The sequence below is a fragment of the Streptomyces sp. VTCC 41912 genome, from assembly GCF_045799175.1.
Lineage (GTDB): Bacteria > Actinomycetota > Actinomycetes > Streptomycetales > Streptomycetaceae > Streptomyces > Streptomyces albulus_C.
The window spans coordinates 347,897-373,015 of the sequence record NZ_JBJMAB010000004.1; the positions used below are offsets into that span (position 1 = coordinate 347,897).

Annotated in this window: 30 protein-coding genes; 15 read left to right on the plus strand and 15 right to left on the minus strand. The window is 72.5% G+C overall.

Annotation, left to right across the window (positions count from 1 at the left end; all coding sequences use genetic code 11):
* Window positions 1-189 precede the first annotated feature (189 nt).
* Together ACJ6WD_RS08870 and ACJ6WD_RS08875 are read left to right on the plus strand one after the other, a co-directional pair.
* Window positions 190-855, plus strand: coding sequence for an endonuclease (locus ACJ6WD_RS08870; RefSeq protein ID WP_407615451.1), 666 nt, complete (start codon window positions 190-192; stop codon window positions 853-855).
* A gap of 213 nt (window positions 856-1,068) precedes the next feature.
* Window positions 1,069-1,839 (plus strand): maleylpyruvate isomerase N-terminal domain-containing protein, encoded by a 771-nt coding sequence (locus ACJ6WD_RS08875; RefSeq protein WP_407615452.1) that lies wholly within the window; start codon window positions 1,069-1,071, stop codon window positions 1,837-1,839.
* Window positions 1,840-1,882: 43 nt separating this feature from the next.
* Here the strand turns inward: ACJ6WD_RS08875 and ACJ6WD_RS08880 are convergent, their stop codons facing one another.
* Window positions 1,883-2,503, minus strand: coding sequence for a DNA polymerase ligase N-terminal domain-containing protein (locus tag ACJ6WD_RS08880; RefSeq protein ID WP_233655534.1), 621 nt, complete (start codon window positions 2,501-2,503; stop codon window positions 1,883-1,885).
* A 103-nt stretch (window positions 2,504-2,606) separates the two neighbouring features.
* Complete coding sequence (locus ACJ6WD_RS08885) at window positions 2,607-3,119, minus strand: MarR family transcriptional regulator (RefSeq protein ID WP_331248248.1); 513 nt, start codon at window positions 3,117-3,119, stop codon at window positions 2,607-2,609.
* A 63-nt stretch (window positions 3,120-3,182) separates the two neighbouring features.
* Here ACJ6WD_RS08885 and ACJ6WD_RS08890 point away from each other — a divergent pair, with 63 nt between their 5' ends.
* A complete protein-coding gene (locus ACJ6WD_RS08890) occupies window positions 3,183-4,190 on the plus strand; it encodes an amidohydrolase family protein (protein ID WP_407615453.1) in 1,008 nt (335 codons plus the stop codon).
* Between the two features lie 54 nt (window positions 4,191-4,244).
* Here the strand turns inward: ACJ6WD_RS08890 and ACJ6WD_RS08895 are convergent, their stop codons facing one another.
* Window positions 4,245-4,565: a hypothetical protein gene (locus ACJ6WD_RS08895; RefSeq protein ID WP_044371826.1), complete on the minus strand. Its 321-nt coding sequence runs from the start codon at window positions 4,563-4,565 to the stop codon at window positions 4,245-4,247.
* Between the two features lie 271 nt (window positions 4,566-4,836).
* Here ACJ6WD_RS08895 and ACJ6WD_RS08900 point away from each other — a divergent pair, with 271 nt between their 5' ends.
* The 6 genes from ACJ6WD_RS08900 (at window position 4,837) to ACJ6WD_RS08925 (ending at window position 9,175) form a co-directional block, all read left to right on the plus strand.
* Entirely contained in the window at window positions 4,837-5,199 is a 363-nt protein-coding gene (locus ACJ6WD_RS08900; RefSeq protein ID WP_376436942.1) for a VOC family protein, read from the plus strand.
* Window positions 5,200-5,458: 259 nt separating this feature from the next.
* Entirely contained in the window at window positions 5,459-5,785 is a 327-nt protein-coding gene (locus tag ACJ6WD_RS08905; RefSeq protein WP_331248246.1) for a plasmid stabilization protein, read from the plus strand.
* A 357-nt stretch (window positions 5,786-6,142) separates the two neighbouring features.
* Window positions 6,143-6,838, plus strand: a complete 696-nt coding sequence (locus tag ACJ6WD_RS08910; RefSeq protein ID WP_407615454.1) for a response regulator — start codon at window positions 6,143-6,145, stop codon at window positions 6,836-6,838.
* Between the two features lie 46 nt (window positions 6,839-6,884).
* Complete coding sequence (locus tag ACJ6WD_RS08915) at window positions 6,885-7,946, plus strand: sensor histidine kinase (RefSeq protein WP_407615455.1); 1,062 nt, start codon at window positions 6,885-6,887, stop codon at window positions 7,944-7,946.
* 203 nt (window positions 7,947-8,149) lie between these two features.
* A complete protein-coding gene (locus ACJ6WD_RS08920) occupies window positions 8,150-8,743 on the plus strand; it encodes a hypothetical protein (RefSeq protein ID WP_331248244.1) in 594 nt (197 codons plus the stop codon).
* Between the two features lie 36 nt (window positions 8,744-8,779).
* Window positions 8,780-9,175, plus strand: coding sequence for a hypothetical protein (locus ACJ6WD_RS08925; RefSeq protein ID WP_016576121.1), 396 nt, complete (start codon window positions 8,780-8,782; stop codon window positions 9,173-9,175).
* Window positions 9,176-9,408: 233 nt separating this feature from the next.
* On the opposite strand, the gene ACJ6WD_RS08930 is transcribed toward ACJ6WD_RS08925, so the two are convergent.
* On the minus strand, window positions 9,409-10,557 hold the full coding sequence (locus tag ACJ6WD_RS08930) for an MFS transporter (RefSeq protein WP_233655525.1): 1,149 nt from the start codon (window positions 10,555-10,557) through the stop codon (window positions 9,409-9,411).
* Between the two features lie 364 nt (window positions 10,558-10,921).
* On the opposite strand from ACJ6WD_RS08930, the gene ACJ6WD_RS08935 reads away from it, so the two are divergent.
* On the plus strand, window positions 10,922-11,845 hold the full coding sequence (locus ACJ6WD_RS08935) for a LysR family transcriptional regulator (RefSeq protein ID WP_407615456.1): 924 nt from the start codon (window positions 10,922-10,924) through the stop codon (window positions 11,843-11,845).
* A 143-nt stretch (window positions 11,846-11,988) separates the two neighbouring features.
* On the opposite strand, the gene ACJ6WD_RS08940 is transcribed toward ACJ6WD_RS08935, so the two are convergent.
* From ACJ6WD_RS08940 to ACJ6WD_RS08955, 4 genes are all read right to left on the minus strand, one after another.
* Window positions 11,989-12,228 carry a hypothetical protein gene (locus ACJ6WD_RS08940; RefSeq protein ID WP_233655523.1) on the minus strand — a complete coding sequence of 80 codons (240 nt, stop codon included), beginning with the start codon at window positions 12,226-12,228 and terminating at the stop codon, window positions 11,989-11,991.
* Window positions 12,229-12,682: 454 nt separating this feature from the next.
* The gene (locus ACJ6WD_RS08945) at window positions 12,683-13,387 is read right to left on the minus strand and encodes a nucleotidyltransferase domain-containing protein (RefSeq protein ID WP_233655522.1); all 705 of its coding nucleotides are present in this window, start codon (window positions 13,385-13,387) and stop codon (window positions 12,683-12,685) included.
* Between the two features lie 148 nt (window positions 13,388-13,535).
* The gene (locus tag ACJ6WD_RS08950; protein ID WP_233655521.1) at window positions 13,536-14,297 is read right to left on the minus strand and encodes a pirin-like bicupin family protein; all 762 of its coding nucleotides are present in this window, start codon (window positions 14,295-14,297) and stop codon (window positions 13,536-13,538) included.
* 291 nt (window positions 14,298-14,588) lie between these two features.
* Complete coding sequence (locus ACJ6WD_RS08955; RefSeq protein WP_233655520.1) at window positions 14,589-15,524, minus strand: pentapeptide repeat-containing protein; 936 nt, start codon at window positions 15,522-15,524, stop codon at window positions 14,589-14,591.
* A 309-nt stretch (window positions 15,525-15,833) separates the two neighbouring features.
* On the opposite strand from ACJ6WD_RS08955, the gene ACJ6WD_RS08960 reads away from it, so the two are divergent.
* Complete coding sequence (locus tag ACJ6WD_RS08960) at window positions 15,834-16,526, plus strand: haloacid dehalogenase type II (RefSeq protein ID WP_331248239.1); 693 nt, start codon at window positions 15,834-15,836, stop codon at window positions 16,524-16,526.
* Between the two features lie 54 nt (window positions 16,527-16,580).
* Here ACJ6WD_RS08960 and ACJ6WD_RS08965 read toward each other — a convergent pair whose 3' ends face one another.
* Window positions 16,581-17,597, minus strand: a complete 1,017-nt coding sequence (locus ACJ6WD_RS08965; RefSeq protein ID WP_331248238.1) for a hypothetical protein — start codon at window positions 17,595-17,597, stop codon at window positions 16,581-16,583.
* A gap of 294 nt (window positions 17,598-17,891) precedes the next feature.
* Between ACJ6WD_RS08965 and ACJ6WD_RS08970 the strand changes: the two genes are divergently transcribed.
* Window positions 17,892-18,818: a D-alanyl-D-alanine carboxypeptidase family protein gene (locus ACJ6WD_RS08970; protein ID WP_233655517.1), complete on the plus strand. Its 927-nt coding sequence runs from the start codon at window positions 17,892-17,894 to the stop codon at window positions 18,816-18,818.
* A 339-nt stretch (window positions 18,819-19,157) separates the two neighbouring features.
* Here ACJ6WD_RS08970 and ACJ6WD_RS08975 read toward each other — a convergent pair whose 3' ends face one another.
* From ACJ6WD_RS08975 to ACJ6WD_RS09000, 6 genes are all read right to left on the minus strand, one after another.
* On the minus strand, window positions 19,158-19,736 hold the full coding sequence (locus ACJ6WD_RS08975; protein WP_331248236.1) for a fasciclin domain-containing protein: 579 nt from the start codon (window positions 19,734-19,736) through the stop codon (window positions 19,158-19,160).
* Between the two features lie 445 nt (window positions 19,737-20,181).
* A complete protein-coding gene (locus ACJ6WD_RS08980; RefSeq protein WP_016573249.1) occupies window positions 20,182-20,544 on the minus strand; it encodes a hypothetical protein in 363 nt (120 codons plus the stop codon).
* A gap of 74 nt (window positions 20,545-20,618) precedes the next feature.
* A complete protein-coding gene (locus ACJ6WD_RS08985; RefSeq protein ID WP_407615457.1) occupies window positions 20,619-21,197 on the minus strand; it encodes a hypothetical protein in 579 nt (192 codons plus the stop codon).
* A complete protein-coding gene (locus tag ACJ6WD_RS08990; protein ID WP_407615458.1) occupies window positions 21,181-22,125 on the minus strand; it encodes a DUF6286 domain-containing protein in 945 nt (314 codons plus the stop codon). Before ACJ6WD_RS08990 ends, ACJ6WD_RS08985 begins: the two co-directional genes overlap by 17 nt.
* The gene (locus ACJ6WD_RS08995; RefSeq protein WP_038516319.1) at window positions 22,122-22,307 is read right to left on the minus strand and encodes a hypothetical protein; all 186 of its coding nucleotides are present in this window, start codon (window positions 22,305-22,307) and stop codon (window positions 22,122-22,124) included. The genes ACJ6WD_RS08990 and ACJ6WD_RS08995 overlap by 4 nt, the downstream gene beginning before the upstream one ends.
* Before the next feature lie 60 nt (window positions 22,308-22,367).
* Complete coding sequence (locus ACJ6WD_RS09000) at window positions 22,368-22,862, minus strand: Asp23/Gls24 family envelope stress response protein (RefSeq protein WP_016573245.1); 495 nt, start codon at window positions 22,860-22,862, stop codon at window positions 22,368-22,370.
* Window positions 22,863-23,034: 172 nt separating this feature from the next.
* Here ACJ6WD_RS09000 and ACJ6WD_RS09005 point away from each other — a divergent pair, with 172 nt between their 5' ends.
* From ACJ6WD_RS09005 to ACJ6WD_RS09015, 3 genes are read left to right on the plus strand one after another with little or no spacing between them, the layout of a single operon-like run.
* Window positions 23,035-23,616: an RNA polymerase sigma factor gene (locus ACJ6WD_RS09005; RefSeq protein ID WP_407615459.1), complete on the plus strand. Its 582-nt coding sequence runs from the start codon at window positions 23,035-23,037 to the stop codon at window positions 23,614-23,616.
* Window positions 23,607-24,260 (plus strand): Asp23/Gls24 family envelope stress response protein, encoded by a 654-nt coding sequence (locus ACJ6WD_RS09010; protein WP_331248232.1) that lies wholly within the window; start codon window positions 23,607-23,609, stop codon window positions 24,258-24,260. The genes ACJ6WD_RS09005 and ACJ6WD_RS09010 overlap by 10 nt, the downstream gene beginning before the upstream one ends.
* Window positions 24,257-24,598 carry a hypothetical protein gene (locus ACJ6WD_RS09015; RefSeq protein WP_038516312.1) on the plus strand — a complete coding sequence of 114 codons (342 nt, stop codon included), beginning with the start codon at window positions 24,257-24,259 and terminating at the stop codon, window positions 24,596-24,598. The genes ACJ6WD_RS09010 and ACJ6WD_RS09015 overlap by 4 nt, the downstream gene beginning before the upstream one ends.
* Window positions 24,599-25,119: the final 521 nt, after the last annotated feature.

Below are 25,119 nucleotides of genomic sequence, written 5' to 3' on the forward strand. Positions count from 1 at the left end.
GGGGCGGCCCGCGCCCTGACGGGACATGACGCGTCGCGCGGGATCACCCGGGAGAGCCGGCGCCGGGCTCGCGGCGCCGCGGACTGGCGGAGGCGGGCCGCGGGTCAGGGGCCGGGCCGCGAGCGGGTCCCGGCGTCGGTGGGGTGGGGGGGCGGGCGGAAGGTCCGGCACACTGCGTGGAGGGCGGCAATGAGCGGCACATCCGGTACCCGCCAACGGGAACTCGTCCGGGTCCTGCTGGAACGCCACGGCGAGACGTACGCGGCGGAGAGCGGCATCCTCCTGCGGAACACCCCGCAGCCGCACTACCAACTCGCGGTGCTGGCCGATCTGCTCGGCACCCGCATGCGCGCATCGGTCGCCGTGGCCACGCTGCGGGCACTGCGCGACGCGGGACTGAGCACCCCGCGCCGCATGCGCGATGCCACCTGGCAGCAGCGCGTGGACGCCCTCGACGCGGGCGGGTACCGACGCTACGACGAGAGCACCGCCACCCGACTCGGCGAGGGTGCGGAACTGCTCCTGGACAGGTACGGCGGCGATCTGCGGCGGATGCGGGAGACGGCCGCCGGCGACGCCGACGCACTGCGCCGGCTGCTCCGGGAACTGCCGGGCGTCGGCCCCACCGGATCCGCGATCTTCCTGCGCGAAGTGCAGGGCGTCTGGTCGGAGTACGCCCCGTTCCTCGACCCCAAGGCCGTGCAGGGCGCGGACCGGCTGGGGCTGCCGGACGATCCGGGAAAGCTCGCGCGACTGGTCCCTGAGGGGCGGGCCGCCGCGTTCGCCTCCGCCCTGGTGCGCGTCGCGCTGGACCGGACGATCGCCGAAGAGGTGCGGGCGGCGGCGCCCCGCTGACCGGTCGGCCCGTGCCCGCCCGCGCCGGAGCGTCGCGCGTCCGTCGCCACCACCTCGGACGACCAGCACGGCGAGCAACGCCATCCCGGCCAGGAACCATGCGCGTCGTCGCGCACATGCCGCACTCCGCACTCCGCGCACCACGGCACGGCACCGGTGCCCTGTCCGACGCGGGTGGTTTGCCCAGGGCTCCCGTCCGGATACCCATGGCCCATGATCCCCTCAAAGGTCGACGACACCCTGCCGGAACTGGCGCCGTTCCTCCACGCCGTCCAGGCACGTAGGCCCGACGACGGCACCTGGTGCGAGGCGTGGACGGTGCGCGACGTCCTGGCCCACCAAACGGGCAACGCCGAGGAACTGGCCCGGGTCCTCGGGGCGTTCCTCGCCGGCACACCGGTGGCGACCCGGGGCTTCGAACGGGAGGAGCCCTACCGGCGGATGTCCGACGCCGACCTGTGGGCGGCGTTCATCGCCGGCTGCGAACGGCTCACCGAGGTCGCCGCGGCCGCCGCACGGGACCTCTCGCCGGACACGGAGGTGGAGTGGACCGGCCGGGTCGTGAAGGTGCCCTTCTTCGCGGAGCACCTTCGAGAGGAACTCATCCTGCACCGCTGGGACCTGACCGGCGACGACCGCACCGCCGTGCAGGCGCTCAGCGAGCCGTGGATGACGGAGCACAGCGTGGTGTCGGTCGGTCGACCGTTGCTGAAACGGGGCCGCACCGGTCTCGACCTGGGCCCCGCGGGCCGGGTCGAGGGGCGCCTGCGCACGCCGGGCACGGCCGACGTCGTCGTGGTGGCCGACGCGGACGGCGCCCGCATCCGGCTCGCCGCCCCCGAAGGGCCCGCCACGATCGAGAGCGACGCGGCCGTACGCGTCCTGCTGCTGTGGGGACGGCGCCCCGCCGATCCGGCGCGCTGGCACAGCACAGCCGGCCCCGACACCCTGCGCAGGGTGCGGACCCTGCTGGGCGGCTACTGAGACGACGATCCCCACGCGGCCGGCGCGGCCCGCCACTCGCGCGCTAGCGGTCTGCCGCGCCCCCGGCCGCCTCCGCGACCACGCGTCCGAGGGTCCGACCACTGAGCACGGACCGGGCCCGTCGGGCGTCGGGCGCGCCGTGGTCCCCGGCCCGCTCGTCGTTCTCCTTGACCAGCAGCCAGGCTTCCCGCTCTCCGGCGCCACCGCCGCGGAACCGGGTGAGCGCGTAGCCGCCGTGCAGCTTGCTCCCGTCGAGCCAGAAGGAGGCGTGGCCGCGCTCCAGGGCTTCGCCGAAGGTGCGGCCGCGGTCCTTGCGCCCCGGCAACGGGCGGTAGCTGCCCTCGTCCCAGACGATCACGGCGCCCGCGCCGTACTCGCCCGCCGGGATGACGCCTTCGAACTCCCGGTACTCCAGCGGATGGTCCTCCGTGGGCATCGCCAACCGCTTGTCGTGCGGATCGGCGGACGGGCCCTTCGGCACGGACCAGGACTTCAGTACGCCGTCGACCTCCAGCCGGAAGTCGAAGTGCAGGGTGCTGGCGTCGTGGATCTGCACCACGAAGTGCGGTGCGTCCTCGGAGGGGGCCCGCCCGCCCCGCGGCTCGCCGGTCCGGTCGAAGTGCCGCCTGCCCCGGTACGTGGTCAGCGCGTCGTCGCCGCTCACGGTCCGCCCGCCTCCCATCGGATGCCGGATGTCGTGCCGCACCTCCACTGTGGCGCGCGCCGGATCGCGCCGCACGCGCACCCGGACCCGTGCCGGCCCGGGCCTACCGGTTCGGTCCGGGCATCGAGTCGGTGATCAGCTCGGCGAGTTCGTGCAGCTGCGTCGTGAGGACGCGGCGCTCCTCGGGCGTGAACCGGGACAGGGCGCGCGACTGCCGGGCCCGCAGCTCGGTGCGCATGGCGGCGAGCCGGCCGGCGCCGTCCTCGGTGAGGCGGATCAGGACCTGGCGTTCGTCCAGGTCGGAGCGGCGCCGGGTGACCACGCCGGTGGCTTCGAGCTGCTTGAGCATCCGGGTCGCGGTCGGCACGCTGACGTCGGCGTGGGAGGCGAGCCTGCTGACGGTCAGCCCCTCGCTCCGGACGTCGTCGGCCAGCGGGTCGAGGAGCGCCAGCTGCGCCATGGACAGCCCGGCCGAGGACCGCCCGACGGTGGCGGTCCGCGACCGCCGCATGGCATAGAAGAGCTGGTCAGCGGCGCGCGCCAGCTCCTCGACGCCCCTTTCGTCGGGGGTGGGGGCCCGGTCGTCCACGACCTCGTGCTTGCTTGCCTCTCGCATGATTGTTAGCTTACTCAATGAAATGCTTAGCAAGCTAACAACTAGAGAGCTAAGGAGCTGGCGATGAACTTCCCCGCCCGCATCGACGTCCACCAGCACATCGTCCCGCCGGTCTGGGCCGACGCCCTCGCCGCGCGCGGCCTGGACTCCGGCGGCTGGGCCGTCCCCGCCTGGAGCGCCGACAGCGCCCTCGCGATGATGGACCAGCAGGGCATCGCCACCGGCGTGCTCTCGGTCACCGCGCCCGGCGTCCACCTCGACGGCGAAGGCGACGCCGACGCCCGAGACCCCGCCCGCGCCGTCAACGAGTACACCGCCGAACTCGCCAAGGACCGCCCGGACCGCTTCGGCCACTTCGCCAGCGTCCCCCTGCCCGACGCCGACGCCGCCGTCGCCGAGGCCGTGCACGCGCTCGACGTCCTGGCCGCCGACGGGGTCGTGCTGATGTCCAACGCCCACGGCCGCTACCTCGGCGACCCCGACTTCGAGACGCTGTGGGCCGAACTCGACCGGCGCCACGCCAACGTCTTCGTCCACCCCGCGCAGCCCCCGATGCCGCTGCTCCCCGGCACCCCGGCCCCCCTGGCGGACTTCGTCTTCGACACCACCCGCACCGCCCTCAACCTGGTGCTCAACGGCGTCATGAACCGCTACCCGAACGTCCGGGTGATCCTCTCCCACGGCGGTGGCTTCCTGCCCTACGCCGCCTACCGCTTCTCCGGCCTGGCTCCGCTCGCCGTGGACCCGGACCGCGACTCCGACGCCGTGCTGCGCGACCTCAAGCGCTTCTACTTCGACACCGCGCTGTCCGCCAGCCCCAGCGCCCTGCCCGCCCTGCTCGCCTTCGCCGAACCCGGCCACGTCCTCTACGGCAGTGACTGGCCCTTCGCACCCCAAGAAGCGGGCACCTACTACAACACCTACCTGGAGACCTACCCCGACTACGCCCCCGGCCAGGCCGACGCCATCAACCGGACCAACGCCGAAGCGCTCTTCCCGCGCCTGGCCGGCCGCACCGGCACCGTCAACGCACCGGCGGGCGACGGCCACACGACGCCACCCGGTCGGTGAAGCCGTGGCGACGGGCCCCACCGGCCACGTCGCCACCACTTCGCGGAACCCGTCCTAGTGCGGATTGAAGATGACGCTGGCGAAGCGCGCGCCCGCCGGCGCGGCCTGTCCCGGGGCGAGCTGCGTGAAGTGGCCCCGGCAGCGCTTGCCGTTGTAGACCGCGAGCGGCTTCTTCGTCGCGTTGCGCGCGCCGCGCGCCGTCTGGCTCATGTCGAGGCACTTGTTTTCCGGCGGGTTCTTCAGCGCGTACGTCTTGCCGTTGGGCCCCACCCACGCGAACGAGCCGCTCGCGGCGGCCGCCACACCAGCAGGGAGGGAGAGGGCCAGAGCAAAACTACTGACACCGAGGGCAATGCGGTGGAACGGGCGCATCATTGTCCTTTCGCGGACAGGGGCGACAATTGACACCCGGACCAACGGCCGAGCCGCGGAGAAGGAAACGGTCTGCCCCGCGGTGTCGCCGGGAGGCGCGGAACGGGCGGAAGTCGAAGCCGGTCCCGCCCGCCCGCAGTTCGGCGATCCGGCGCTCGTGGTCCGAACCGTTCGCCGAGGGGTTGGCGGGCGGTTCCGATGAAGTCAGGATGGATGGCCCGATCTGTGCCCGGGGCCGTGAGTTCGTCGCGCTTGCCGTCGAGAAGGAGAAGCCATGCTCGTGGCTGTCGACCATGTGCAGCTCGCCGCCCCGCCCGGCAGCGAGGACCGGTTGCGGAGGTACTACGGGGACGTGCTCGGCATGACGGAGGTCCCCAAGCCCCCGGCCCTCGCGGCGCGCGGCGGCTGCTGGTTCCAGGCCGGCCCGGTCCAGCTCCACCTGGGCATCGAGGCGGATTTCCGGCCAGCGAAGAAGGCCCACCCGGGGCTGCGCGTGACCGGGATCGAGGAGTACGCCGCCCGCCTGGAGGCACGCGGTGCCCAGGTCGTCTGGGACGAGGACCTGCCGGGCCACAAGCGCTTCTACTCCGAGGACCCCGTGGGCAACCGGCTCGAATTCCTGGAGACGGCGCGGTAGGTGGTAGGCGGTAGGTCGGGGGGCTCTGAGGGCAGGGCGCCGGAGGGGCCTGGTCGAGCCGCCGGTCGCGGTGACGCCCTAGCCTCGGACCGCGCCGACATCACGCGAGGTGAGCAGCCGAGTGCGCCTGGACGTCCCGGCCCCGCATCGCGCCCGGCGGCAGAACGGGGTGAACTGGAGAGGAGCGGCCGGCTTCGCGCGGTGTCCGCGCACCGCCGCGTCGAAGCGGCACGCACCGCCATCGATGAGGGGAGGCACCATGCCGGCAGGTTCGAGCAGGAAACGCGAGCGGCAGTACGAGCACATCAAGGAGCAGGCCGAAGAGCGCGGCATGCCCGAAAGGCGTGCGAAGGAGATCGCCGCGCGCACCGTGAACAAGGAACGTGCCCGCGCCGGAGAAGCCAAGACCGCCAGCCGGACGTCCCTCCGGGACCCCAAGTCCGCCTACGAACGAGGCGGCGAACGCAGTCACCGCGGTGCGCAGGGCCCCACGAAGGACCAGCTGTACGAAGAGGCCAAGAAGAAGAACATCGAGGGCCGCTCCCACATGAACAAGGAAGAACTCCGCAAGGCGGTCGGTCGGTGAGGCGCGCGTAGCCGACTGCCGGGCCGCCGCCCAACGATCGAGCCGGCCCGGCCTGCCGACCTTGGGGCGCGCTGGCACGCCTGTGGCCTCGGTCCCGGTGCGTCGTCCTGTCGTCCTGCGCTCATACCCACCCCACTTCGGTGTACGGGCGGCCGGGTCCCACCATCGCCAGGCCAGGCACTTGTCCGGCGCACGAGCCCGCAGGCGCGCCGCAGACGTATCTGCCGGGAGTTCGACCAGTAGGGAACCGGCCGGGGTGTGACTTGGTGGGGGTAAGGCGTGCAGAACGGTCGGTTAACCTGAATCCGTTATTCCGGAATTCATGGGGGCGGCGGGACTTTGACCAGGGTGGACGTCATGGTCGTCGATGATGAACCGTTGATGCGCGGCGGTCTTCAGCGCATCTTGGAAACCGACGAGAACATCCGTGTCTGTGCGACGTGCGACGGGGGCGAAGCAGTGGCCGCCGCGCTGCGGCATCGCCCGGACGTGGCGCTGGTCGACATCCACATGCCCGATGTCGACGGGGTCGCCGTGCTGGAGGAGCTGCGTGCCTTGGCGGAGCCGCCGCTCGTGGCCATGCTGACGGGGTTCGGCAGCGACGCCAACGTCGTGCGGGCGCTGGCCGCGGGGGCGTCGGGCTTCTTGCTCAAGGACCGGGCGTTGGACGAGTTGATTCCCGGTGTCCACCTCCTGGCCGCGGGCGGCAGCGCCCTGTCCGCACGGGTCACGCGCGCCATCCACGCGGCTCCACGGCCCGCGCAGGCGGCGGTGAGTGCCGCCGCTCCGGGGTACGCGGCCCTGACCGAGCGGGAGCGCGAGGTGTTCTGGCTGTTGCCCACGGGGGCGTCGAACGAGGAGATCGGTCGGCGGCTCTTCCTCAGCAAGACGACGGTGCGCGACCACGTCAGCGCCATTTTGGCCAAGCTCGGCGTGGCCAACCGGATCCAGGCGGCGGTGCTCGCGCAAAGCCTGGACGCCCGCGTCCCGGAGCAGTCGCGGGGCCAGGCAGGTGCGACGCCGTCCGCCCCGGCTGGCGCGTCGCAGGGGTAGTGGTGCGGCGATGAGGCGTCCGCCGAGGTGGTTGGTGGAAGGGGCCGTGCTCGGTTCCGCCACGGTGGAACTGTTCACCGTGGTCGACGAGGTCGGTGTGGGGGCACGGTGCACGTACCTGTTGGCCGTGGCGTTGCTGACGGTGCGCCGGCGCTGGCCGCTGGCGGCCGTGCTCGCCGCCCTTCCGGCCGCCGTCACCGGCTACCTGTGGCTCGCGCCGATGTTCGCGCTGAGCACGGCGGCCGCGGTGCTCGGCAACCGGCTGGTGGTGTACGCCTGCGCACTGCTGATGTTCCTCGTCGCCGCGATCCCGTGGTGTGAGGAGATCCGGGACTGGTCGATGTCCCACTGGGTGACGGCCTTGCTGGGACCGGGGCTCTTCAGCGCCGGACCCTTGGCGCTGGGGCGGCTGGCCCGGATCAGGGGGGAACTGTCGCTGCGGGTGCGGGAACTCACCGAAAGCCGGGAGCGCGAGCGGCTGCTCGTGGCGCAGGAAGCCGTGGCCGCCGAACGGGCGCGCCTGGCCCGGGAGATGCACGACGCGGTGTCCCACCACGTCAACCTCATCTCCGTCGAGGCCGGGGTGCTCTCCCTCACCGCCGACCACGCCGATGCGCGACAAGCCGGGCAACGGATCAGTGCGTTGAGTTCCACCACTCTCGACGAGTTGCGGGACATGCTCGGCGTCCTGCGCAGTCCGAGCGAGCCGGAACCGTCGCCCGGCCTGGCCGAACTGCCGGCGCTGATCGCGTCCAGCGGGCTCGACGTGAACCTGGACTCCCGGCTGCCGTCGGACGCCCGTTGGTCCGCCGCGACAGAACTCGCCGCGTACCGGACGGTGCAGGAGTCGTTGACCAACGCCGCCAAGCACGCTCCGGGCTCCCGCGTCACGGTCACGCTCACCGCGACGGCCGGCGCCGACCGCCCGGTGGGGGAGTTGACCGTCGAGGTCCACAACGGCCCTCCGGCGACGGGCGCCACATCCGCGCCGGGCGGCGCGGGCCACGGTCTGGTGGGGCTGCGGGAGCGGGCGGCCCTGCTCGGCGGCACGGTGACCGCGGAACGGACCGACGACGGCGGCCACCTCGTGCGGGCGTGCCTGCCGTGACCCCCGACGGGTGTCGGGGCCCCGACACCCGTCCGAACAAAACGGACGGCGCGGCGTTTTTGCGGAGGAAGGCGTCGGATTCCGCCTTGTTACGTGAACGTGGCGACAGTGACAATCACCATCGCCGCCCGGAGGTACGGGTCGAAACGAACTCTCCGGGCGGCGATACGACAACGCACAGCACCATCAGAGAGGGCACACGCGTGTCTGCCTCCATATTGTCCCGCACCGCCCTGCGCCGCATGGCCGTGACCGTGGCCGGCGTCACCGCCGCCAGCATCTTCGCGACCACCGCGACCGCACACGCCGCGGAGGCCCAGTCCCACCAGGCGCCGCGCCCGGTCACGGCCGCGGACGTCGCCGACGACATCCCGTTCGACGACGCGTCGATCGACGCGTTCGCCAACATCCTGCGCATCATCGACGAGATCCCCGAGTCCGTCCTGGCCCAGGGGCAGGACGCCACCGTGAAGTGGCTGGAGGAGCACGCCGGCATCAAGGCGGTCGAGGCCGCCGGTCCGGTCCTGTACGCCTTCAACCTGGCCGGTTGCTCGCGCGGCATCCTGCTCGCGGTCGGCTCGAACATCTTCGCCATCGCCAAGGTCTACAAGGTCAAGAAGGCCATCGACAAGCTCGGTGGCATCAACAAGGTCATCACCAAGATCCGCTCGAAGAAGAAGGCGGGCAAGACCTTCAAGAAGGGGATCATGGAGGTCTTCGAGGAAGCCGGCGGCGGCCTCGGCGGCATCGCCGCGGAGATCCTCGGCATCGACGGCGTCGTCAAGAACTGCTGGTAGTCGCCGGCCGTCCGGCCGGAACCGAGGAGGGCTCACATGATGACCATGGCAACGGCGGCGTCCATCCTGCGCTGGGGATTCCTCGTCGCGGGGATGTCCGTGCTGATCGCATTCTCCGTGACGGCCGTGCGCCGTTGGCGCGCCGGCTCACGCTTCGGCGAACTGACCGACGTGATGGAACGCGAGTGGTTCAGCGCCGGGAAGGTGTTCTTCGCGGTGCTGGCGGGGGCGGCCGGCTCGTGGGCCGCGGCCTACGTGGGGGGAACCCGCAGTCCGCTCACCGAAACCGTCCCGATCGTCTTCCCCCTCGGCCTCGTCGCGGCCTTCGTGGTCTGCCGGTACGCCGGGCGGGGTGGCAACCCCCTGCGCGTGAAGGTGCTCGCACTGCTCCTGGCCCCGCTGGCGCTGGGAACCGTCATGACCGGGTGGTGACCGTTCACCAGGTCACCACCTGAGGTCCGACCACCTTCCGCCCGCATTCGCCGGCCCCCGCGCAACCGTCCGGGGGCCGGCGAACGGCGTTTCGCCACGCGATGTGGAGGCGGGTGAGCGGCGAGCCGACGGTACGGGCGCCGGCGCCGGCCCCACCAGGCCGGGGCCTGCCGCGCCGTAACCGCCCCCTCCCGGCCCAGGCGCCGCCGGGCCGTTCACGGTCAGGCGACGCCTCAAGGCTGTTGGGCGCCGCCGCCGGTCGTGCGTCTGGTGGCCGCCCAGACGAGGCTGAGCAGCAGGGCCAGGGCGGCACCCAACACGCACACCCCGTCCCAGCCGGCCTGGGCGTGCGCCGCGCCGGCCAGCGCCGAACCGACTGCGCCACCGATGAAGTAGCACGTCATGTAGGCGGAGGTGATGCGGCCGCGGGCCTCGGGGCGCAGGGCGTAGATCAGTGACTGGTTGGTGATGTGCACCCCTTGGTGGGCGAGGTCCAGCAGCACGATGCCGATGATCAGCGCGGCGAGGAGGTGCGCGCCCAGGGCCAGGGCCCACCACGAGCCGAGCAGGAGCAGTGCACTGACGACCGTGGTCAGGGTGGTGCGGCCGCGGTCGGCCAGCCGTCCGGCGGCCTGGGCGGCGACGGCACCGGCCGCACCGGCCAGTCCCAACAGGCCGATCTCGCTGTCGGACCAGCGGTAGTCGGGCCCGGACAGCAGGAAGGCCAGGGCCGTCCACAACACACTGAAACAGGCGAACGCCAGCATGCCGATGGCCGAGCGGGCGCGCAGCACCGGTTCCTCGATCAGCAGGCGGCCGGTGGACCGGAGCAGTTGCCCGTAGCGCAGGCCCGCGCCGCCACGGTACTGCGGAAGCACACGGTGCAGCGTTGCGGTCAGTACGAGCATCGCGCACGCGGCGACCCAGTACACGGTGCGCCATCCGCCGACGGAGGCGAGCGCCCCGGAGGCGGTGCGGGCCAACAGCATGCCCAGGACCAGTCCGGTCATCACCGTCCCGACGGTTCGGCCGCGCTGCTCGGGCAGGGCCAGGTCCGCGGCGAACGGCACCAGGATCTGGGCCGTCACCGACAGCAGGCCGGTCAACGTGGTGCCGATCAGCAGCAGTGCGGTGTTGGGCGCGATCGCCGTCAGCGCGAGCGAGAACGCCGTGGCCAGGGTGAGTGCGCAGACCAGTCGACGCCGTTCGAGCAGATCGCCCAGCGGCAGCACGAGGACCAGTCCGAGGACGTACCCGACCTGGGCGGCGGTGACCACGAGCGAGGCGGCCGCCGACGACAGGCTCAGGTCGTGGGCGATGGTGTCCAACAGTGGTTGGGCGTAGTAGTTGCTGGCCACGCACAGTCCCACGGCCACGGACATCACCAGGAGGGTGCGGCGCCCGGGCCTGCCGGGGCCCGCGGCGCCAACTTCCTTGTGCGGTGCGGTGGTTCCGTCAGCTGGGGAAGTTGGGGAAGCGGGGGAGGAGGGGGGCGGACTTGCGGAGGATGCCACGGGCGGGGCACTCCCTTCCAGCGGTTCTCGTCCGCGGGCCCCGGTGCCGTCCCGATCGAGGAGTCGGACGACGGTGGTTGGCCGGCGGCCGGTCGGCAGACGATGTGGTGGGCGAGTGGGCGAGTGGGCGAGTGGGGGGCGGTGGGCGCCTTGCCCGTTCATGCTGTCCACCCTGGTCGCATGCGTCCAACAGACAGTTGTCATGCAGGCCATCTCGGATCAAGATGCCTGGATGGAACTCCGTCAGCTCACCTACGCCGTCGCCGTCGCGGACACCGGCAGTTTCACCCGTGCCGCGCAGCGCTGTTTCGTCGTGCAGTCCGCGCTCAGCCACCAGATCGCCCGGCTGGAGGAGGAGTTGGGTACCCGGCTGTTCGAGCGCGGCAGTCGTGGCGTCCGGGTCACGGCGGCCGGTGAGGTGTTCCTGGGGCCGGCCCGCGAAGCGTTGGCCGCGGTGGAACGTGCCCGCGGCGAAGTGGTCGCCCTCGGGAGTCAGCTCCGGGGCACGCTGAACATCGGCACCATCACCCCGCTCGCCGCGGTGGACCTGCCGGACCTGCTGGCCACCTACCAGGAGCGGCATCCGGCGGTGCGCGTCACCTTGCGCACCCGGCTGGTGAGCGACCTGCTGGAACAGGTGCGTGACCACAGCTGCGACCTCGTGTTCGTCGACGCCAACGCACCGGAACCCCCACGGGGGCTGATCGCCCGCAACCTCGCCCACGAGGACCTCGTCGCCATCGTCGCGGCCGACCATCCCCTGGCCGCAGCCGCCGAGGTCGCCCCGGCACAACTGGCCGCAGGCACCATGGTCGACATGCCACCGGGCTCGGGGATCCGCCGCCACAACGACGCCGCGTTCGCCGCGGCCGGCGTCACCCGCAAGGTCGCCTTCGAGGCCGACGCCATGACCTTGCTGGAACCCCTCGTGGCCCGCGGACTGGGCACCGCGCTGGTGTCCGCCGCCTCCGCCGCCCGCATGCCCACCGTGCGGAGCGTGCCGGTGACGGGCGTTCCACCTCGCGTGATCCAAGCGCTGTGGAAGCCCTCCGGTGCCTCGCCGGCCGCCAGGGCCTTCGTTGGGCTCCTGCGCGAACGGACCCCGGACGCCCTCCCTGAGGAGGATGGTCGGCCTGGGGCGGGCCCGACGGGCTGAGGCGGCGAATGGCTGTTCGGTACGTCTCCTCGGCCAGGAACGGAACGGGTTCGCCACGTGTCTGGGGCGGCCGTTTCGGGGACGCCGCCGCGCCCGATGTGGGACGAGGTCCCCGCCGGTGCAGGCATGGCACCGGCGGGGACTCAGGGCGCGACGCCGAGACCCGTGGGTGTGCGGTGCGGGTCGGGTGCCGTCGTCGCGGGGGCCGTGGAGACCGGCCGAGGGGACTGTTGCTGCTGCGGGGCGTCGTGGACGTGGGTGCCGATCCAGTAGCCGACCAGTAGGCCGAGGACGAGCAGGACCTTGTGCCGGTTGGCCTTCCACCCGGTGGGGCGGGCGGGCTCGGTGAGCACGCCCAGGACGGTCGGGGTCTGTATGGGCATCATCAACTCCCTTCGCTGGTTGGTGGGTTGGCCGGGCGACCGGCCCGTGATCTCGGAGTCGACTGGTGTTCTCGCAGCCGACCGGTGCCGAGGGACGGGGTGCCCGGGAGGGGTCGGTGTGGTGGTGGGTGGGCGTGCTGGAGTTCGACGGCGGCGGCGGGCCCGGGGTGGGGCATCTCGTGCGGTCCGGGTGCTGGCGATGACGACCCGGAGGCCGGTGGTTCGGCAGCTGCCCATGCCAATCTGCCTGGGGGAGAAGGCGATCGACAACTGGTTTATGGCCGGCCGAGGACGTCAGCGGGCTGCTGCAGCACGGCAGCGCGCGGCGTTGCCGGCCGGATGGGGCGGTGCCGCAGGGTGTGGCCGTCGGCGAGTGCGGTTGTCGACCGGGCGATGGTGGGCCTGCCGCAGGACGAGGTATGGGGCGGCCGCACGGGGTGCGTTACGGCCTGGGTCACGGCCTGCGCGGGTCGGTCACCCGGTAGCCGTCGCGCAACGGTCCGCCCGCGCCGTCGAGGACTTCCCGGGCGACGCCGGCCAGCCGTGGGGGAGCGGTGAGCGAGTGGGCCAGGCGATCGGCCAGTACCGGGTCGTGGTCGCGCAGTTCGCGCAGCAGCCACTTCCCGCTGCCCTGCCAGTGCCGGCCCGCGAGCAGGGCCAGCAGCGCCGTCTTGTTCAGGACGCGGCTGGCGATGAAGGCGAGCTCGGCCGGGTCGTCGGCGCCGGCCAAGTCGTCGAGGAGGTCGGTGAGTTCGTAGCGGTGGGCTTCGAGTTCGGCGACGGTCGCGGCGGTCGGGCCGTCGGCCAGGCGTCGGCGCATCTCGGTCTGGAGGCGGTGTCCCAGTCCGGTGCGGTCGCTCACGAGCGTCCCCTCGGCGATCAGCCGGGGAATCCCCGGCCAGCGGCGGGCAAGATTGTCGGCGCAGTAGGCCGCCAACGTCTCCTCGTCGTGGACCAGGACCTCCACCGGCCATCCCTCCCAGGACAACGAGTGACGGTGGGGGTTCTCCAACGGACCGGTCACGACGACCATGTCCAGGTCGGACGTCCTGGTCCGCCGCTCGGTGAGCACGCTTCCGCCCACGAGCACCGTGAGCGCGTCGGGGAAGAGGTGCTGAGCGAGTCCGTGCGCGGCGGCTACGGGTTCCGTTCGCGTCATGTCCACCTCCACGAGTGCACCGGCTGCTTGCGGCTCCACCCTGGCACGGGGCGGCCGATGGCGTGGGGAGTTCGGTGCGGCCCGGACGCTGGGGCGTAGGGCGGGCGGGCCCGGCCGTCGTGCGTGCCGTCGCCCGCCCGCCCCTCGCTCACTTCATCGCGATGGCGGCGTCCATCTCCCACATGAGGACCTCCGCGCCGTCCGGGCCGGCGGTGATGCGCTGCCCCTCGGCGCGCGTGATGCGTGCCGCGTCTCCCGTGGCAAGCGGTCCGCCGCCCTCCAACTCGACGCTGCCCCGGGCGACGAAGAGGTGGGCGAACGGAGCGGTGGCGATCTGGAGGGTCTCACCGGAGCGCATGCGGCTGACGTGCAGGGCCGCGTGCTTCTGGCGGATGCCGATCGCCCGCTGGTCGGCGTGCTGGGACATGCCGGAGGCCAGCGTGCTCCAGCCCCCGCGAGCGAGTTCGTCGTTGATGTCGAGCTGCTCGTAGCCCGGGCGGATTCCGGCCTCGTCGGGGATCACCCACATCTGGAGGAAGTGGACCGGGTCCTCGTGCTCCGGCTTCCCGGTCAGGGTCCACGAGTCGTTCTTCTCGCTGTGCAGGATGCCGGTGCCGGCGCTCATCCGCTGCGCCAGGCCCGGGTAGATCACGCCGTTGTGCCCCTCGGAGTCCTGGTGCACGAGGCTGCCGTCGAGCACCCAGGTGACGATCTCCATGTCCCGGTGCGGATGGGTGTCGAACCCGGTGCCCGGCGCGACGACGTCGTCGTTGGAGACCAGCAGGAGCCCGAAGTGGGTGTTGTCGGGGTTCCAGTGGTGGGAGAACGAGAAGGAGTGGTGGGAGTCCAGCCACCCGGCCTGGGTGTGGAAGCGCTCGTCGGCGCGGCGGACGTCGAGGGTCGAAGCCATGGTGCGGTCCTCTCTGGCTGGTGTGGGCGGTTCGTGACCTGGTGTTCCGCGGGTGAGGCGGGGTGCCTGCGGCCCGGGGAAGGGGACACCTCCCACTTGGTTGAATCATAAATAAAAACGGGAGGCGTGGGTATTCCGGGGCCGCGCGAGCGGCTGCAGCGGCGCGGACGGTAGTCGCCCTGATGCGGAGGGTGAGGGGTCGTTCTGGTGTGATCACGGACCGGCCGGCTCGCGCCCGAGCGCACGCTCCGGGGTGCGCGGGCGCGAGCCTCCGTCTCGCCTCGTGGGTCGTCAGGCGGGCGGCGCCGTCGGTGGGGGAGGAGAGGCCGATGAGCCCTGTTGGTCGGTCCAGGCGGCGCAGTCGGCGAGGCGCGCCCTGATCCACGGGTCGGCCGCCAGGTCCGGCGGCAGCAGGGTCCCTTCGTCGAGCACGGAGCCGGACAGCTGCTCGGCGGTCACGCCGCGGGTGTCCGTCAGGTCGGAACCGCTGAGATCCGTGCCGACCAGCGACGTTCCGCCCCCCAGATGGGCGCCGCGCAAATCGGCGTTGGCGATCGCCGCGCCGTCGAGAAGGGCTCCGGCGAGCATCGACAGGCGGAGATCGGCGCCGTTCAGGATGGCGCCGCGCAGGTCGACTCCGCGCAGGTCGGCCCGGCGGAGGTCGGCCCAGGTCAGGTACGCGCGGGCGAGGCGGGGCGGGGCGTCGAAGTCGAAGCTGCGCATCATCAGCCCGACGAGGGCGGTTCGGCGGAGGTCCACCCGGCGGGCCTCCGCGCGCTCGGGCCTGCGGGCGAGGACCTCCATCGCCGCCCTGATGTCGGCACGCGGTTCCGTGCCGAACGGCGGGGGAGTTCCCTGCTGCCCGGCGCCCCCTTCCGGGGCCGGTTCGTCCGCGCGGCGGGCGCGCTCACGGACGAACGCGGAGAGCACCGACACGACGGTGGCGTGTTCCGGCGGCGACTCCGCCATGACCTGCTCCAGGCCGTACACCGCCCCCAGGCGCTCTTCCAGCTTGTCGGACGCCAACTGCCCGATGGCCGTGCTGAATCGGCCGGTGACCTGGCCGCGCCGCGACAGGTGGTACGTGCGGGCCGTGTATCCGAAGCCGAGCAGGACCGCCGCTCCGCCCGCGGCGGTCAGGACGGTTTGGCGCACCGCGTTGAGCGCATCGGCCTGCTCCTTGCCGCTGAGGTTGCGCACCGTGCCGCCGGCCACGAGCCACGACACCGGCCCGAGCATGACGAGGATGAAACCGAGCACCGCCGGGAGCCCCAAGGCCAGCCCCGTCGCGGCTTGATGACGGCGAACCCAGCGCGTGCAGGCCCGTATGCCACTTCTGGCGCGTTCATGAGATCTCACAGCAGGCCATCCCATCGCATCACGGTGGCGGTTCACCAGCTCGTGCGGTGTGGTGAGTTGAGGGCCGGATTGCCGCTGGGCGAGGTGTACGTTACATCACCTCCTTGACCGGTGACGCGATGCGTGACAGGGTCGTCACCCGCTGAGCTGGTGATGCCTGGATCGCGAGGAGTGCACATGGCCGGGAGCCACGCCATCGAGGTCGTCGTCTTCGACGTCCTCGGAACGCTGGTCGACGAACCCGGCGGACTGCGCACGGCGATTCGCCGAGCCGTGCCGGCCGCTGACGATGCGTCGGTCGGCGAGCTGCTCGCCGTGTGGCAACAGCACGTGGAGCGCGAACAGCGCTGCATCACGCAGGGTCACCGGGCGTACGCCAACACCCAGATCATCGACGCGGAAGCGGCCCAACGCGTCGCCGACGAGGCCGGAATCACCGATCGGGCAACCATCGCCGCACTGTCCACCGCCGGTCAGCGCCTGCCTGCCTGGGCCGACTCCGTCGCCGGCCTCGAACGGCTCGGTCAGCACCTCCCCGTGGTCGGGCTCTCCAACGCCGGCCACGCCGCCCTGCTGCGCCTCAACGCGGGCGCCGGGCTGCGCTGGCACCAAGCCTTGTCCGCGGAATCCGCCCGGACCTACAAGCCGGCCCCCGAGGTCTACCAGCTCGCCATCGACGCCGCCGGATGCCCACCGGAGCGCATCCTCATGGTGGCCGCCCATGCCTGGGACCTCCGCGGAGCCCAGGCGAAGGGCCTGCGGACCGCCTACGTCCAGCGACCGGTCGGCGACCCACCGACGCGCTCCGACGCCTTCGACTGGCGCGTCGACGGGCTGGACGAACTGGTCACCGCACTGACGGCGAGGTAGCCGTACGGGGACTGGAGACCGGCCGCAACCGGCGAGGGGCGGCGCAGGGTCCGCTCACCCGACCTCCGCAGCGCGGCCCTGCGACCGGACCCGTACCGTCGCCGCGCCGAGCAGGACCAGGGCCGCCGCGCCGAAGACCACATTGCCGGTCAACGCCGTGTCGTACGGGACGTCCATCTCCCGCGCATGCGTGAAGCCCAGCCAGACGTAGGTCAGCACCGCGCCGGCGGTCAGCGCCAGCCGGTGGGGCGGACCCCAGCCGGGGGTGCGCGACCAGCGGGCGCACAGCCAACCGACGCCCGCCGCCAGGACGCACCAGAGGGCCACCGCCACCCACGGCGACACGCTGTCGGGGAGCAGGAAGTCGCGGGCCCAGTACGCGCTGCCGGCCGCGAAGGCCACGGTGCCCACCAGCCACGGGACGGGCGTGGCGGCGTCCCGCGGCGGCGGCCGGAGCCGGCCCAGCGCGAAGGCCGCGGCGATCAGCACGACGATGACGACGCAGGCCCCGCCGAACTGGGCGCCCGACGCCAGGAACTTGCCGCTCTCGTACTGCTCGACGGCGAGGAACGTCGAACCCGCCACGAAGACCGCACCGGTCAGCGCCAACCCCGGACGACCGAGCCACGGCCGGGTCCGGTCCGCGCCGAACGCCTCGACCAGCGCGATCGGAACGCAGATGCTCCAGACGGTGTGCATCGACAGCACGTCCTGCAACAGGGCGGCGCTCGTACCGAGCCAGGACACCTGCGTGTCCGCGTACGCCAGACCCATGTCGACGCCGCCGTAGTGCGGGTTCCACAGCATCTGGTCGATCGGCCCCTCCTCCACCAGCGCGTACGCCGCGGCGAGCAGCACCATCGTCGGCCAGCCGCAGCCGGCCCGTCTTGCTCCCTCGCGGATCAGCAGCGCGCCGCACCCGTACATCGGCGCCAGCATCAGCACCGCGGGCAGTGCCGTGATCGGCTGGTTGCCGAGGAGGTACTCACCCACCAACGGAGCGAGCAGCACCAGGGCCGACGCCAGAAGCAGCCCATGGCGAGGGCGAGTCGTGGGTGTCGGGAAAGCCATGTCGTCCAGAGTACGGACGGGATCGGCCCCGACGCAGGGCGATATGCGTACAACGCTCCCGTCCCGCACGGCCTCGTCCGGCCACCCGCGCACCGCAAGCCACCACGACCTCGACGCAGGGGAGACGATCCCATCGGGTGCAACGGCGCCGCGAGAGGAAAGATCGGTGCCAGACGCGGGGGTGACGGACCCGATCCGCCACCCGTGACGTTTGATGGCGGAGACACGCAATTCAACTGCCGCTCCCGGTACCCATGGTGCGGGAAGCGGCAGTCCGCACATGGAGCACACTCTTTGACTGTCGGAACTCTCACCAAGCGCGCAGTTGCCCTCGCGGGCGGCACCCTGCTCGCCCTCTCCCCGCTGACCGCTCAGGCTGCGACCCCCACCCAGCCGGAGCCGCAGCCGACCCTCGCCGCCAAGGGCGCCTCGTTGGTGGACGACACCAGCGGCAACACGCTCTTCGCCAAGGACGCGGACACGGTCCGTCCCATAGCCAGCACGGCGAAGATCATGGCCGCGTCGGTCGTGCTCGACACCACGGGCGTCGACCTGGAGCGCCAGGTCCCCGTGCAGCAGGCGTACCGGGACTACGTCACCCAGCACGGATCCAGCACCGCGGACCTGCAGACCGGCGACAAGGTCACCGTGCGCCAGCTGCTGTACGCGACCCTCCTGCCCTCTGGCGCGGACGCCGCCTACGCGCTCGCCGACACCTTCGGCACCGGTACCACCAGCGCCGAGCGCACCACCTCGTTCCTCTCGAAGATGAACACGAAGGCCGGTGAACTCCACCTGTCCAAGACGAAGTTCACCTCCTTCGACGGCGGCGGCTCCGACTCCAGCACCCCCACCGAGCTGGCCGAGTTGGCCCAGCACGCCATGAAGAACGACACCTTCCGCACCATCGTCAAGACCAAGGAGTACAAGGGGGAAGCGCCCGCCGCCAACGGCCGCACCCGCTACTACACCTGGACCAACACCAACCAGCTGCTCGGTTCGTACGACGGCGTCATCGGAATCAAGACCGGGACGACCACTCCGGCAGGCGACTGCCTGGTCTTCGCGGCCACCCGCAACGGCAGGACCCTCGTCGGCACCGTGCTGAACAGCGCCGACCGGTACGCCGACGCGGCGAAGTTGCTGGACTACGGGTTCGGTACGAGCACGGCGAAGAGCATGAAGCTGCGCGCGCTCCCGACGCACGCCCAGCGCGACTGATCCGTCCCCACGACCCCCGCGCGGCGTGCGGTCGCCACGGTGACCGCACGCCGCGCGGGGCGATCCGCACGTGATGCGTCGACTGACGTGCGTACAGAAGGCGGTCCGCCGACCCGGGTTACCCGCGGATCGACCGCCTCGCCACACCGCTCCTCGGCCCTACGCGATGAGTTGGACCACGGGGAGGTTGGATGCCCACCGACCGAGGTGCGCCGAGGAGGGGAGTCACCCGCCGCTCGCTTCCGTGGGCGGCGGGACGGGAACGCGGTGCGCGACAGGCAGCAGGGGCGGCGCGGCCACGCCCCCGAGAGTCGTGACCCCGCCGCCCCAGGGGAGCCGTCACTTGGGAGGCGTCAGCACGTGGTCGATGAGGTACACGGTCGCGTTCGCCGTCTTGAGGTTCCCGCAGGTGACCTGGGCGGTGTGGTTGACGGTGTACGTCGAGCCGGAGACCTGGGTGGTCAGTTCGCCGCCCTCAAGGGTCTTGAACTTCCCGTTCGGGAACTGCTTGGGCGTGATCTGCTCGCCGACCACGTGGTAGGTGAGCACCTTCTTCAACTCCTGCTTGTTGCCCAGGAGTTTGGCCAGATCGGCCTTCGAGATCTTGGAGAACGCCTTGTTGGTCGGGGCGAAGACCGTCAGGTGCTTGCCGTGGTTGAGGGTGTCGACGAGCCCCGCCTTCTTCAACGCCGTGACCAGCGTCGACAGGGAGGAGTTCTGCTCCGCGCCGGTCACCACCGGTTTGTCGGCCAGGGACTGGGCGCTGCCCGGCCCGCTGTGGGGCAGTGCGGAGCACTGCGAGCCGACGGTGTCGGCTGGCGGAGAGGCGGCGGCCGGTGTCGCGGCGGCGGCCCAGCACAGGGGCAGGGCGGTCGCCGTCGCGATGGTGAGGGCGGTACGGATGCGGTGGGTGCTCATGAAGAACCTCCTCCGGCCCCGCGCTCCGATGCTGATCACCACTGGTATGGGGTGCACAGAAGCAGCTCGGAAGGATGGTGGGGAAGTCGGGTCGTCGCGCATGCCGGCGCGGTGCGGACTCGTGTGCCGCGCAACACCGCGGGCGACGTCGATGCCTCGGGCGGGGCCGTTGCCCTGTGGGCGAAGTGCCCGGAACAAGTGATCTGTTTCACAACAGGCTAGCACGGGTGCGCGAACGGGGTCCGGCGAGGCCCCAGGGCCTGGGGGACGGGCTGGCGGCGCCACGGGGCGCCATGCAGAGGCGCGCGGCCCGATGCAGTGGACGGCCGCGCGCCGCGGCCGGCGGGATTCCGTAGCGACCACCTGCGTGCCTGCGTGCCTGCCGCCTCCGTCGACGGTGTGCGCCCACCCGCGGACAGACACCGGGCACCTGCACCGGCCTTCGCTACGGCCGCTCCTCGCTCTGTCCGCAGAGCCACGTCAGCGCCACGTGCACCCCCTCCACGTAGTCGTGCGCCGCGCTGCCCGGTGACAGGCTCTCCAACCGCACGGCCGCCGCATCGGACTCGGCCGTCAAGTACGGCATCGCGAAGTCGGTTTCCAGGGGCCCACCGGTCACCGGCCCGGTGGTCTCGACACCGAGAGCCCACCGGCAGGCCGCCAGGAACCCCTGCGCCAGGCGCGCCTGGCGGGTTTCGCCGGGCGGGAGCGCTTCGAGCTCGGCGCACACTTTCTTGAGTTCGGACCGGGGCCGCGCTCCCACGAGTGCGTCGCCTTCGGCCGGTGGGGGTTGCTCGTCACGTGTCATGAGGCGTTCCTCGGGCTCGGGTCGGACGGGGGAGTGCCGGCCGGTCGGTCACCACCCGCTGTGCGTACGGAAGTTCAGCGTAGGCGGCGCGGCTGGTGCGCGCTTCGATCGAGGTGGACGTGGGCGGTGAGGCGGCGGGGCCGGGCCGCGTGCCGCGCCGGTGCGAGGACGGTGCGGGCGAACTCGTCCAGCACACGGGACGGTTGGGCGTCCGGGACGAGGCGGAGCCGCACCCGTGCGTGCAGCCGGTCCTTGCGGGCCGTCATCCGGACGTGTGCCCGCGCCACTCCGGTCACCGCGGCCGTCTGCTCGCCGAGGACCTCGGACAGGGCGCGGGTACGCAGGCTGACGCCAGCCTGGCGGAGCGGTAGGCGTCGGGCCTGCGCCGAACGGAACTGCCAGGCGCACCAGGCCAGACAGAGCACCGTCGCCATCGCGCTCGCGGCGAGCAGCACGGTGGTCCACGGCACGCCGCCCGGTGACGGGACCCCGCCGTCCAGCAGGTGCGCCGGGGACGTCGCCGCGGCCCAGCCGTCGGGGAGCCGGTCGCGCAGCGCGGAGTGCGTCGCGACGGCCCACAGCCCACCGGCCACCACGGCTGTGGCCAGGAGGCCGAGGAGCGTGCGGTTGACGACGTTACGGATGTGCGGCACGGTACGCCACCTCCGGTTCCTCGGTGGCCGTCGGATCGGTTTCGGGGCGCCGCCAGGCGGCCGTGGGGCGCACCCGGACCCGCAGGCGGCGGGGCCGAGCCAGACCACAGGCGGCGACCGCGTCCCGGGCCACGGACTCGACCTCGTCCCGGGATGCCACGGGGTCGCCGAAGGCGAGCCGAGCCCGCACCATTAGGCGCCGGCGGCCGACGGCGACACGCACCGCCCCGATGCCGGACACCCGGGCCACGGCGCCGCCCACCACGGCCGCGACCGCGCGCCGGGTGAGCACCGCCCCGGTGCCGGGGGCGGGTGGCGTCAAGGGGAGGCCACGGCGACGACCGGGCGCCAACGCCGCCCACAGCAGGACGGCACCCAGCACCACCCCGGCCGCGCCCGCGGCCAGCACGAGCCCGTCACCGGGGGAGGACAGCCACGTCACGACCCGGGCGCCCCAGCCGGCCCCGTGGTGCGGCGCCACGGTGCGGACGACGAGGTCCGCGCATCCGAGCGCGCTGACCGCGGCCCCCGCCAACGCCACGACCGCGGCCGGCAGTCGCCGCTCGGACCACGGGCCGCGGGCCGGCTGCCGCCGCGGGGCGTCGACATCGGATGCTTTCGTCAACGAGACGGCCCGGCGCGGCCGCAAGCCGCTCAGACCCACGTCGGCGCCGACGGTCAACCCCGTCAACTCCCGGGTGCGCGCCGTGACGTGGCCGTGGACGTCCGCGCCGGCCTCGTCCAGGGGCACCGGGTACGGGGCCGTGACGCGCAGCGTCACCTCGGCGTGACCGCCGCGGACGGCGGCCCGGGCGCCGGTCACCTCGATCCGCTCGCCGGGCAACGCCTCGGTGGCGGCCCGGGCGGCGATGGCACGCACCGCCCGGTCGCCGATCCGCGTCGTGCCCCGCTCGCCGGCCGCCGTCACCGGTTCCTCCAGCCGCCCTGGCCCAGGAACTCCCGCAGGTCGGTCCCGTCGTCCAGCAGGCGCCCCAGTACGTACCCGATCGCACCGAGCGCGGCGACCAGGAGGAACGCCCCGAATCCGCCGAACCAGGCGGCGAACGCCAGGGCCATCCCCGTCATCAGGCCCACCGTCGCTCTGTTCACCACTGACCTCATTCCCCTCGTGGAACCGTCCCGGACCCCGTGCGTGACGCCGTGTCACCGCTACTCGACGCGGGTCTCCCCGGCGGGCTGGGCGTCGTCGTCCTCGGGGAGGTGGACGTCGTTGACGGCGACGTTGACCTCCACGACCTCCAGTCCGGTGATGCGTTCCACCGCCGCGATGACGTTCTCCCGCACGTCGCGGGCCACGTCGGTCAGGGGCACGCCGTACTCCACGACCAGGTCCAGGTCGATGGCGGTCTGGCGCTCGCCGACCTCGACCTTCACGCCCCGCCCCACGTTGGGCCGGCCGCCCGGCACGCGGTCACGGACCGCACCGAGCGTCCGGGAGAGTCCACCGCCCATGTCGTGCACGCCGGGGATCTCCCGGGCCGCCATACCCGCGATCTTGACGACCACCACGTCGGCGATGGAGGTCTTGCCGCGGGAGGCGGCCGGTTCGCCCGCGCCGGTCGCGCCGTTGACGGTGGTGATGCCCGACGGCTGCCGGGCGGTGTCGTCGGTCTTCGTCACGGAAGCGGTCGCTTGCGTCGGCATGTGTCCTCCTGCTGTCTCCGGTCGTTTGCTGTCACAGGGTTGGACCCCGTGCCCGGAGGCGTGTGACGCGCATTCCCCGGATTTTTTTCTTCACGTCGGCACGGCCCTTCGGCGTCACACATCGCCCGTGAGACGTGTCCAACCCTCGACGTGTGAAGAAAGGACGTGTTCAGTGCCGGGAGACCCGCGCTCCAGCCAGCCACCGGGCGACCGGGCCCGCCCCGACGACGGGGTGCTGGCCGCCCGGGCGGCAGAGGGCGACGAGGACGCCTTCGAGACCCTGGTCGCCCGCCATGCGCCGGCCCTGCTGCGGCTGGCCGTCCGGTTGCTCGACGGCCGCACGGAGGCGGAGGACGCCGTTCAGGACGCCTTCGTCAGCGCGTGGCGCCGCCTGCCGGACTTCCAGGGACGAGCCGCCTTCGGCACCTGGATGTACCGGATCGTCACCAACCGCTGCCTGAACCTGCTGCGGGCCCGACGACCACTCACCGACCTGGACGCGGTCGCCGAGCCGACCGCGCCCGACCATCACTCCCCGGCCCGCGCCGCCGAATCGCGCGCCGCGGCCAAAGACCTGTCCTCGGCGCTGTCCGCACTCTCCGCCGAGCAACGCGTGTGCTGGATCCTGCGCGAAGTGGACGGACTGACCTACGACGAGATCGCGGAAACGGTGGGCATCAGCGGGCAGGCCGCCCGGGCCCGCGTGTTCCGCGCCCGACGGTGCCTGACGGAGGCGATGCGCGCATGGCGATGAACGATCCTGCCGGCCCCCACCGGGTCGGCCGGCCCGCCCCCGAACCCGACGACGAGCACCTGCCCTGCGGACGGCTGCTCTCCGAAGCCTGGGCCGCACGCGACACCCCGACCCCCGACCCCCACGACCGGACCTGCCCGCACTGCGCGGCGGCCCGGGACGAACTCGACCGGCTCGGCGACCTGGTGCGCGGCCTGCCCGCCCACCACGCGCCCGCCCCGCAGGACACCGCAGCGCTCACCGAGCGTGTGATGGACGTGGTCCGCCTCGAACTGCGGCCGGGGCGGACGCTGCCGTTGGGCGCCCCCGACGAGGACGCCTGGATCGTGGAAGCCGCCGCCGCCAAGACGTTGCGCACGGCCGCCGAGACCGTCGCGGGCGTTCAGGCCGGTTCCTGCCGCATCGCACCCGCGGGCGGGCCAACTGGACGTGGCGCGACCGGCCCCACCGGGACGGCGCGCGGGCCGGTCGACATCCGCATCGAGGTTCTCGTGCCGTTCGAGAGCGACCTGTTGGAGCTTGCCTCCCGTGTTCGCGACCGGATCCTGGAAGCCGCCGACGTCGAACTCGGCCTGCCGGTCGCCGCCGTGGACGTCCGCGTCGCCGACGTCTACGGGCCCCACACGGACGGAGAAGCACCGTGAGCCACCGCACCGCGCGCGAAGACCTCGCGGCAGCGATCGCCGACGCCGTCCTCCAGGTGCCGGGCGTCGCCTTCCTCAAACCCGGCTTGGCGGCGCGCCTCCAAGCCGCCATGCCCTGGCCCGGCCGTTCCAGGACGGCGGGTCAGGCCGGCGCGGTGCGCATCACCCCGCCGGACGCGGCCGGCGGCCCGTTGCACGTGACGGTGGAGGTCGTGGCCCGTCTCGGCCACCGGGCGTTGGACGTCACCCGGGCCGTCCGCACCGCCGCCGAGACGGCGGCGACCGAGGCCCGAGCGGCCCCGGTGTCGGTCCGCGTGACGATCACCAACCGGGTGTGAGCCCCGGTTCGCGCCGCCAGGCGGGCCACCACGGAACGGCGACCGTCGACCGCCGCGGGCCGCTCGGAGCGGTCCGCCGACCGCGTCGCCCGGTGCCCACCATCGCAGCCCTGACCAAGTCGGGCCCCAGCCGGGACGGGGGGCCCGGCTGGGGTACCACTTCGGTTGCCCCGAACACCCCTGCTCACACCCACCACTTCGGCGAACGGACCGGCTTTCGCGGGCAGATCGGTGGCGTCGGGGCCGATGGGGTGGCTCGGATCGTGTGCCTGCCGGGCGGGATCCAGCCTTGCTCACCGCCGGGTGTTCGCCCTCGCCGGCCGAAGCCGGAAGAGGCCGGCCGAGGCGGCGTACGCCTCGCGTTGTGGCCGGTCACAGGCGCCCCGTGCCAGCGCCGCCGTGCCCCTGAAGCGGGTTTCGCGAACCGCCCATAGCTCGTTTGAGTGGACTTATCCGCTCGGTCTGGACGGTCACGCAGCGTGTCAATTTCGATGATTATCATCACCGGCCGTTTCTGGGGC

Excerpts from the sequence above, each read along its gene's own strand:
- ACJ6WD_RS08910 (WP_407615454.1), top strand. The coding sequence starts at position 6,143 with ATGGTCGTCGATGATGAACCGTTGATGCGCGGCGGTCTTCAGCGCATC.
- ACJ6WD_RS08945 (WP_233655522.1), bottom strand. The coding sequence starts at position 13,387 with ATGACGCGAACGGAACCCGTAGCCGCCGCGCACGGACTCGCTCAGCAC.
- ACJ6WD_RS08975 (WP_331248236.1), bottom strand. The coding sequence starts at position 19,736 with ATGAGCACCCACCGCATCCGTACCGCCCTCACCATCGCGACGGCGACC.
- ACJ6WD_RS08940 (WP_233655523.1), bottom strand. The coding sequence starts at position 12,228 with ATGCCCATACAGACCCCGACCGTCCTGGGCGTGCTCACCGAGCCCGCC.
- ACJ6WD_RS08870 (WP_407615451.1), top strand. The coding sequence starts at position 190 with ATGAGCGGCACATCCGGTACCCGCCAACGGGAACTCGTCCGGGTCCTG.
- ACJ6WD_RS08930 (WP_233655525.1), bottom strand. The coding sequence starts at position 10,557 with ATGTCCGTGGCCGTGGGACTGTGCGTGGCCAGCAACTACTACGCCCAA.
- ACJ6WD_RS08925 (WP_016576121.1), top strand. The coding sequence starts at position 8,780 with ATGATGACCATGGCAACGGCGGCGTCCATCCTGCGCTGGGGATTCCTC.
- ACJ6WD_RS08935 (WP_407615456.1), top strand. The coding sequence starts at position 10,922 with ATGGAACTCCGTCAGCTCACCTACGCCGTCGCCGTCGCGGACACCGGC.
- ACJ6WD_RS08980 (WP_016573249.1), bottom strand. The coding sequence starts at position 20,544 with ATGACACGTGACGAGCAACCCCCACCGGCCGAAGGCGACGCACTCGTG.
- ACJ6WD_RS09010 (WP_331248232.1), top strand. The coding sequence starts at position 23,607 with ATGGCGATGAACGATCCTGCCGGCCCCCACCGGGTCGGCCGGCCCGCC.
- ACJ6WD_RS08900 (WP_376436942.1), top strand. The coding sequence starts at position 4,837 with ATGCTCGTGGCTGTCGACCATGTGCAGCTCGCCGCCCCGCCCGGCAGC.
- ACJ6WD_RS08875 (WP_407615452.1), top strand. The coding sequence starts at position 1,069 with ATGATCCCCTCAAAGGTCGACGACACCCTGCCGGAACTGGCGCCGTTC.
- ACJ6WD_RS09000 (WP_016573245.1), bottom strand. The coding sequence starts at position 22,862 with ATGCCGACGCAAGCGACCGCTTCCGTGACGAAGACCGACGACACCGCC.
- ACJ6WD_RS08885 (WP_331248248.1), bottom strand. The coding sequence starts at position 3,119 with ATGCGAGAGGCAAGCAAGCACGAGGTCGTGGACGACCGGGCCCCCACC.
- ACJ6WD_RS08895 (WP_044371826.1), bottom strand. The coding sequence starts at position 4,565 with ATGATGCGCCCGTTCCACCGCATTGCCCTCGGTGTCAGTAGTTTTGCT.
- ACJ6WD_RS08950 (WP_233655521.1), bottom strand. The coding sequence starts at position 14,297 with ATGGCTTCGACCCTCGACGTCCGCCGCGCCGACGAGCGCTTCCACACC.
- ACJ6WD_RS08960 (WP_331248239.1), top strand. The coding sequence starts at position 15,834 with ATGGCCGGGAGCCACGCCATCGAGGTCGTCGTCTTCGACGTCCTCGGA.
- ACJ6WD_RS08890 (WP_407615453.1), top strand. The coding sequence starts at position 3,183 with ATGAACTTCCCCGCCCGCATCGACGTCCACCAGCACATCGTCCCGCCG.
- ACJ6WD_RS08905 (WP_331248246.1), top strand. The coding sequence starts at position 5,459 with ATGCCGGCAGGTTCGAGCAGGAAACGCGAGCGGCAGTACGAGCACATC.
- ACJ6WD_RS08965 (WP_331248238.1), bottom strand. The coding sequence starts at position 17,597 with ATGGCTTTCCCGACACCCACGACTCGCCCTCGCCATGGGCTGCTTCTG.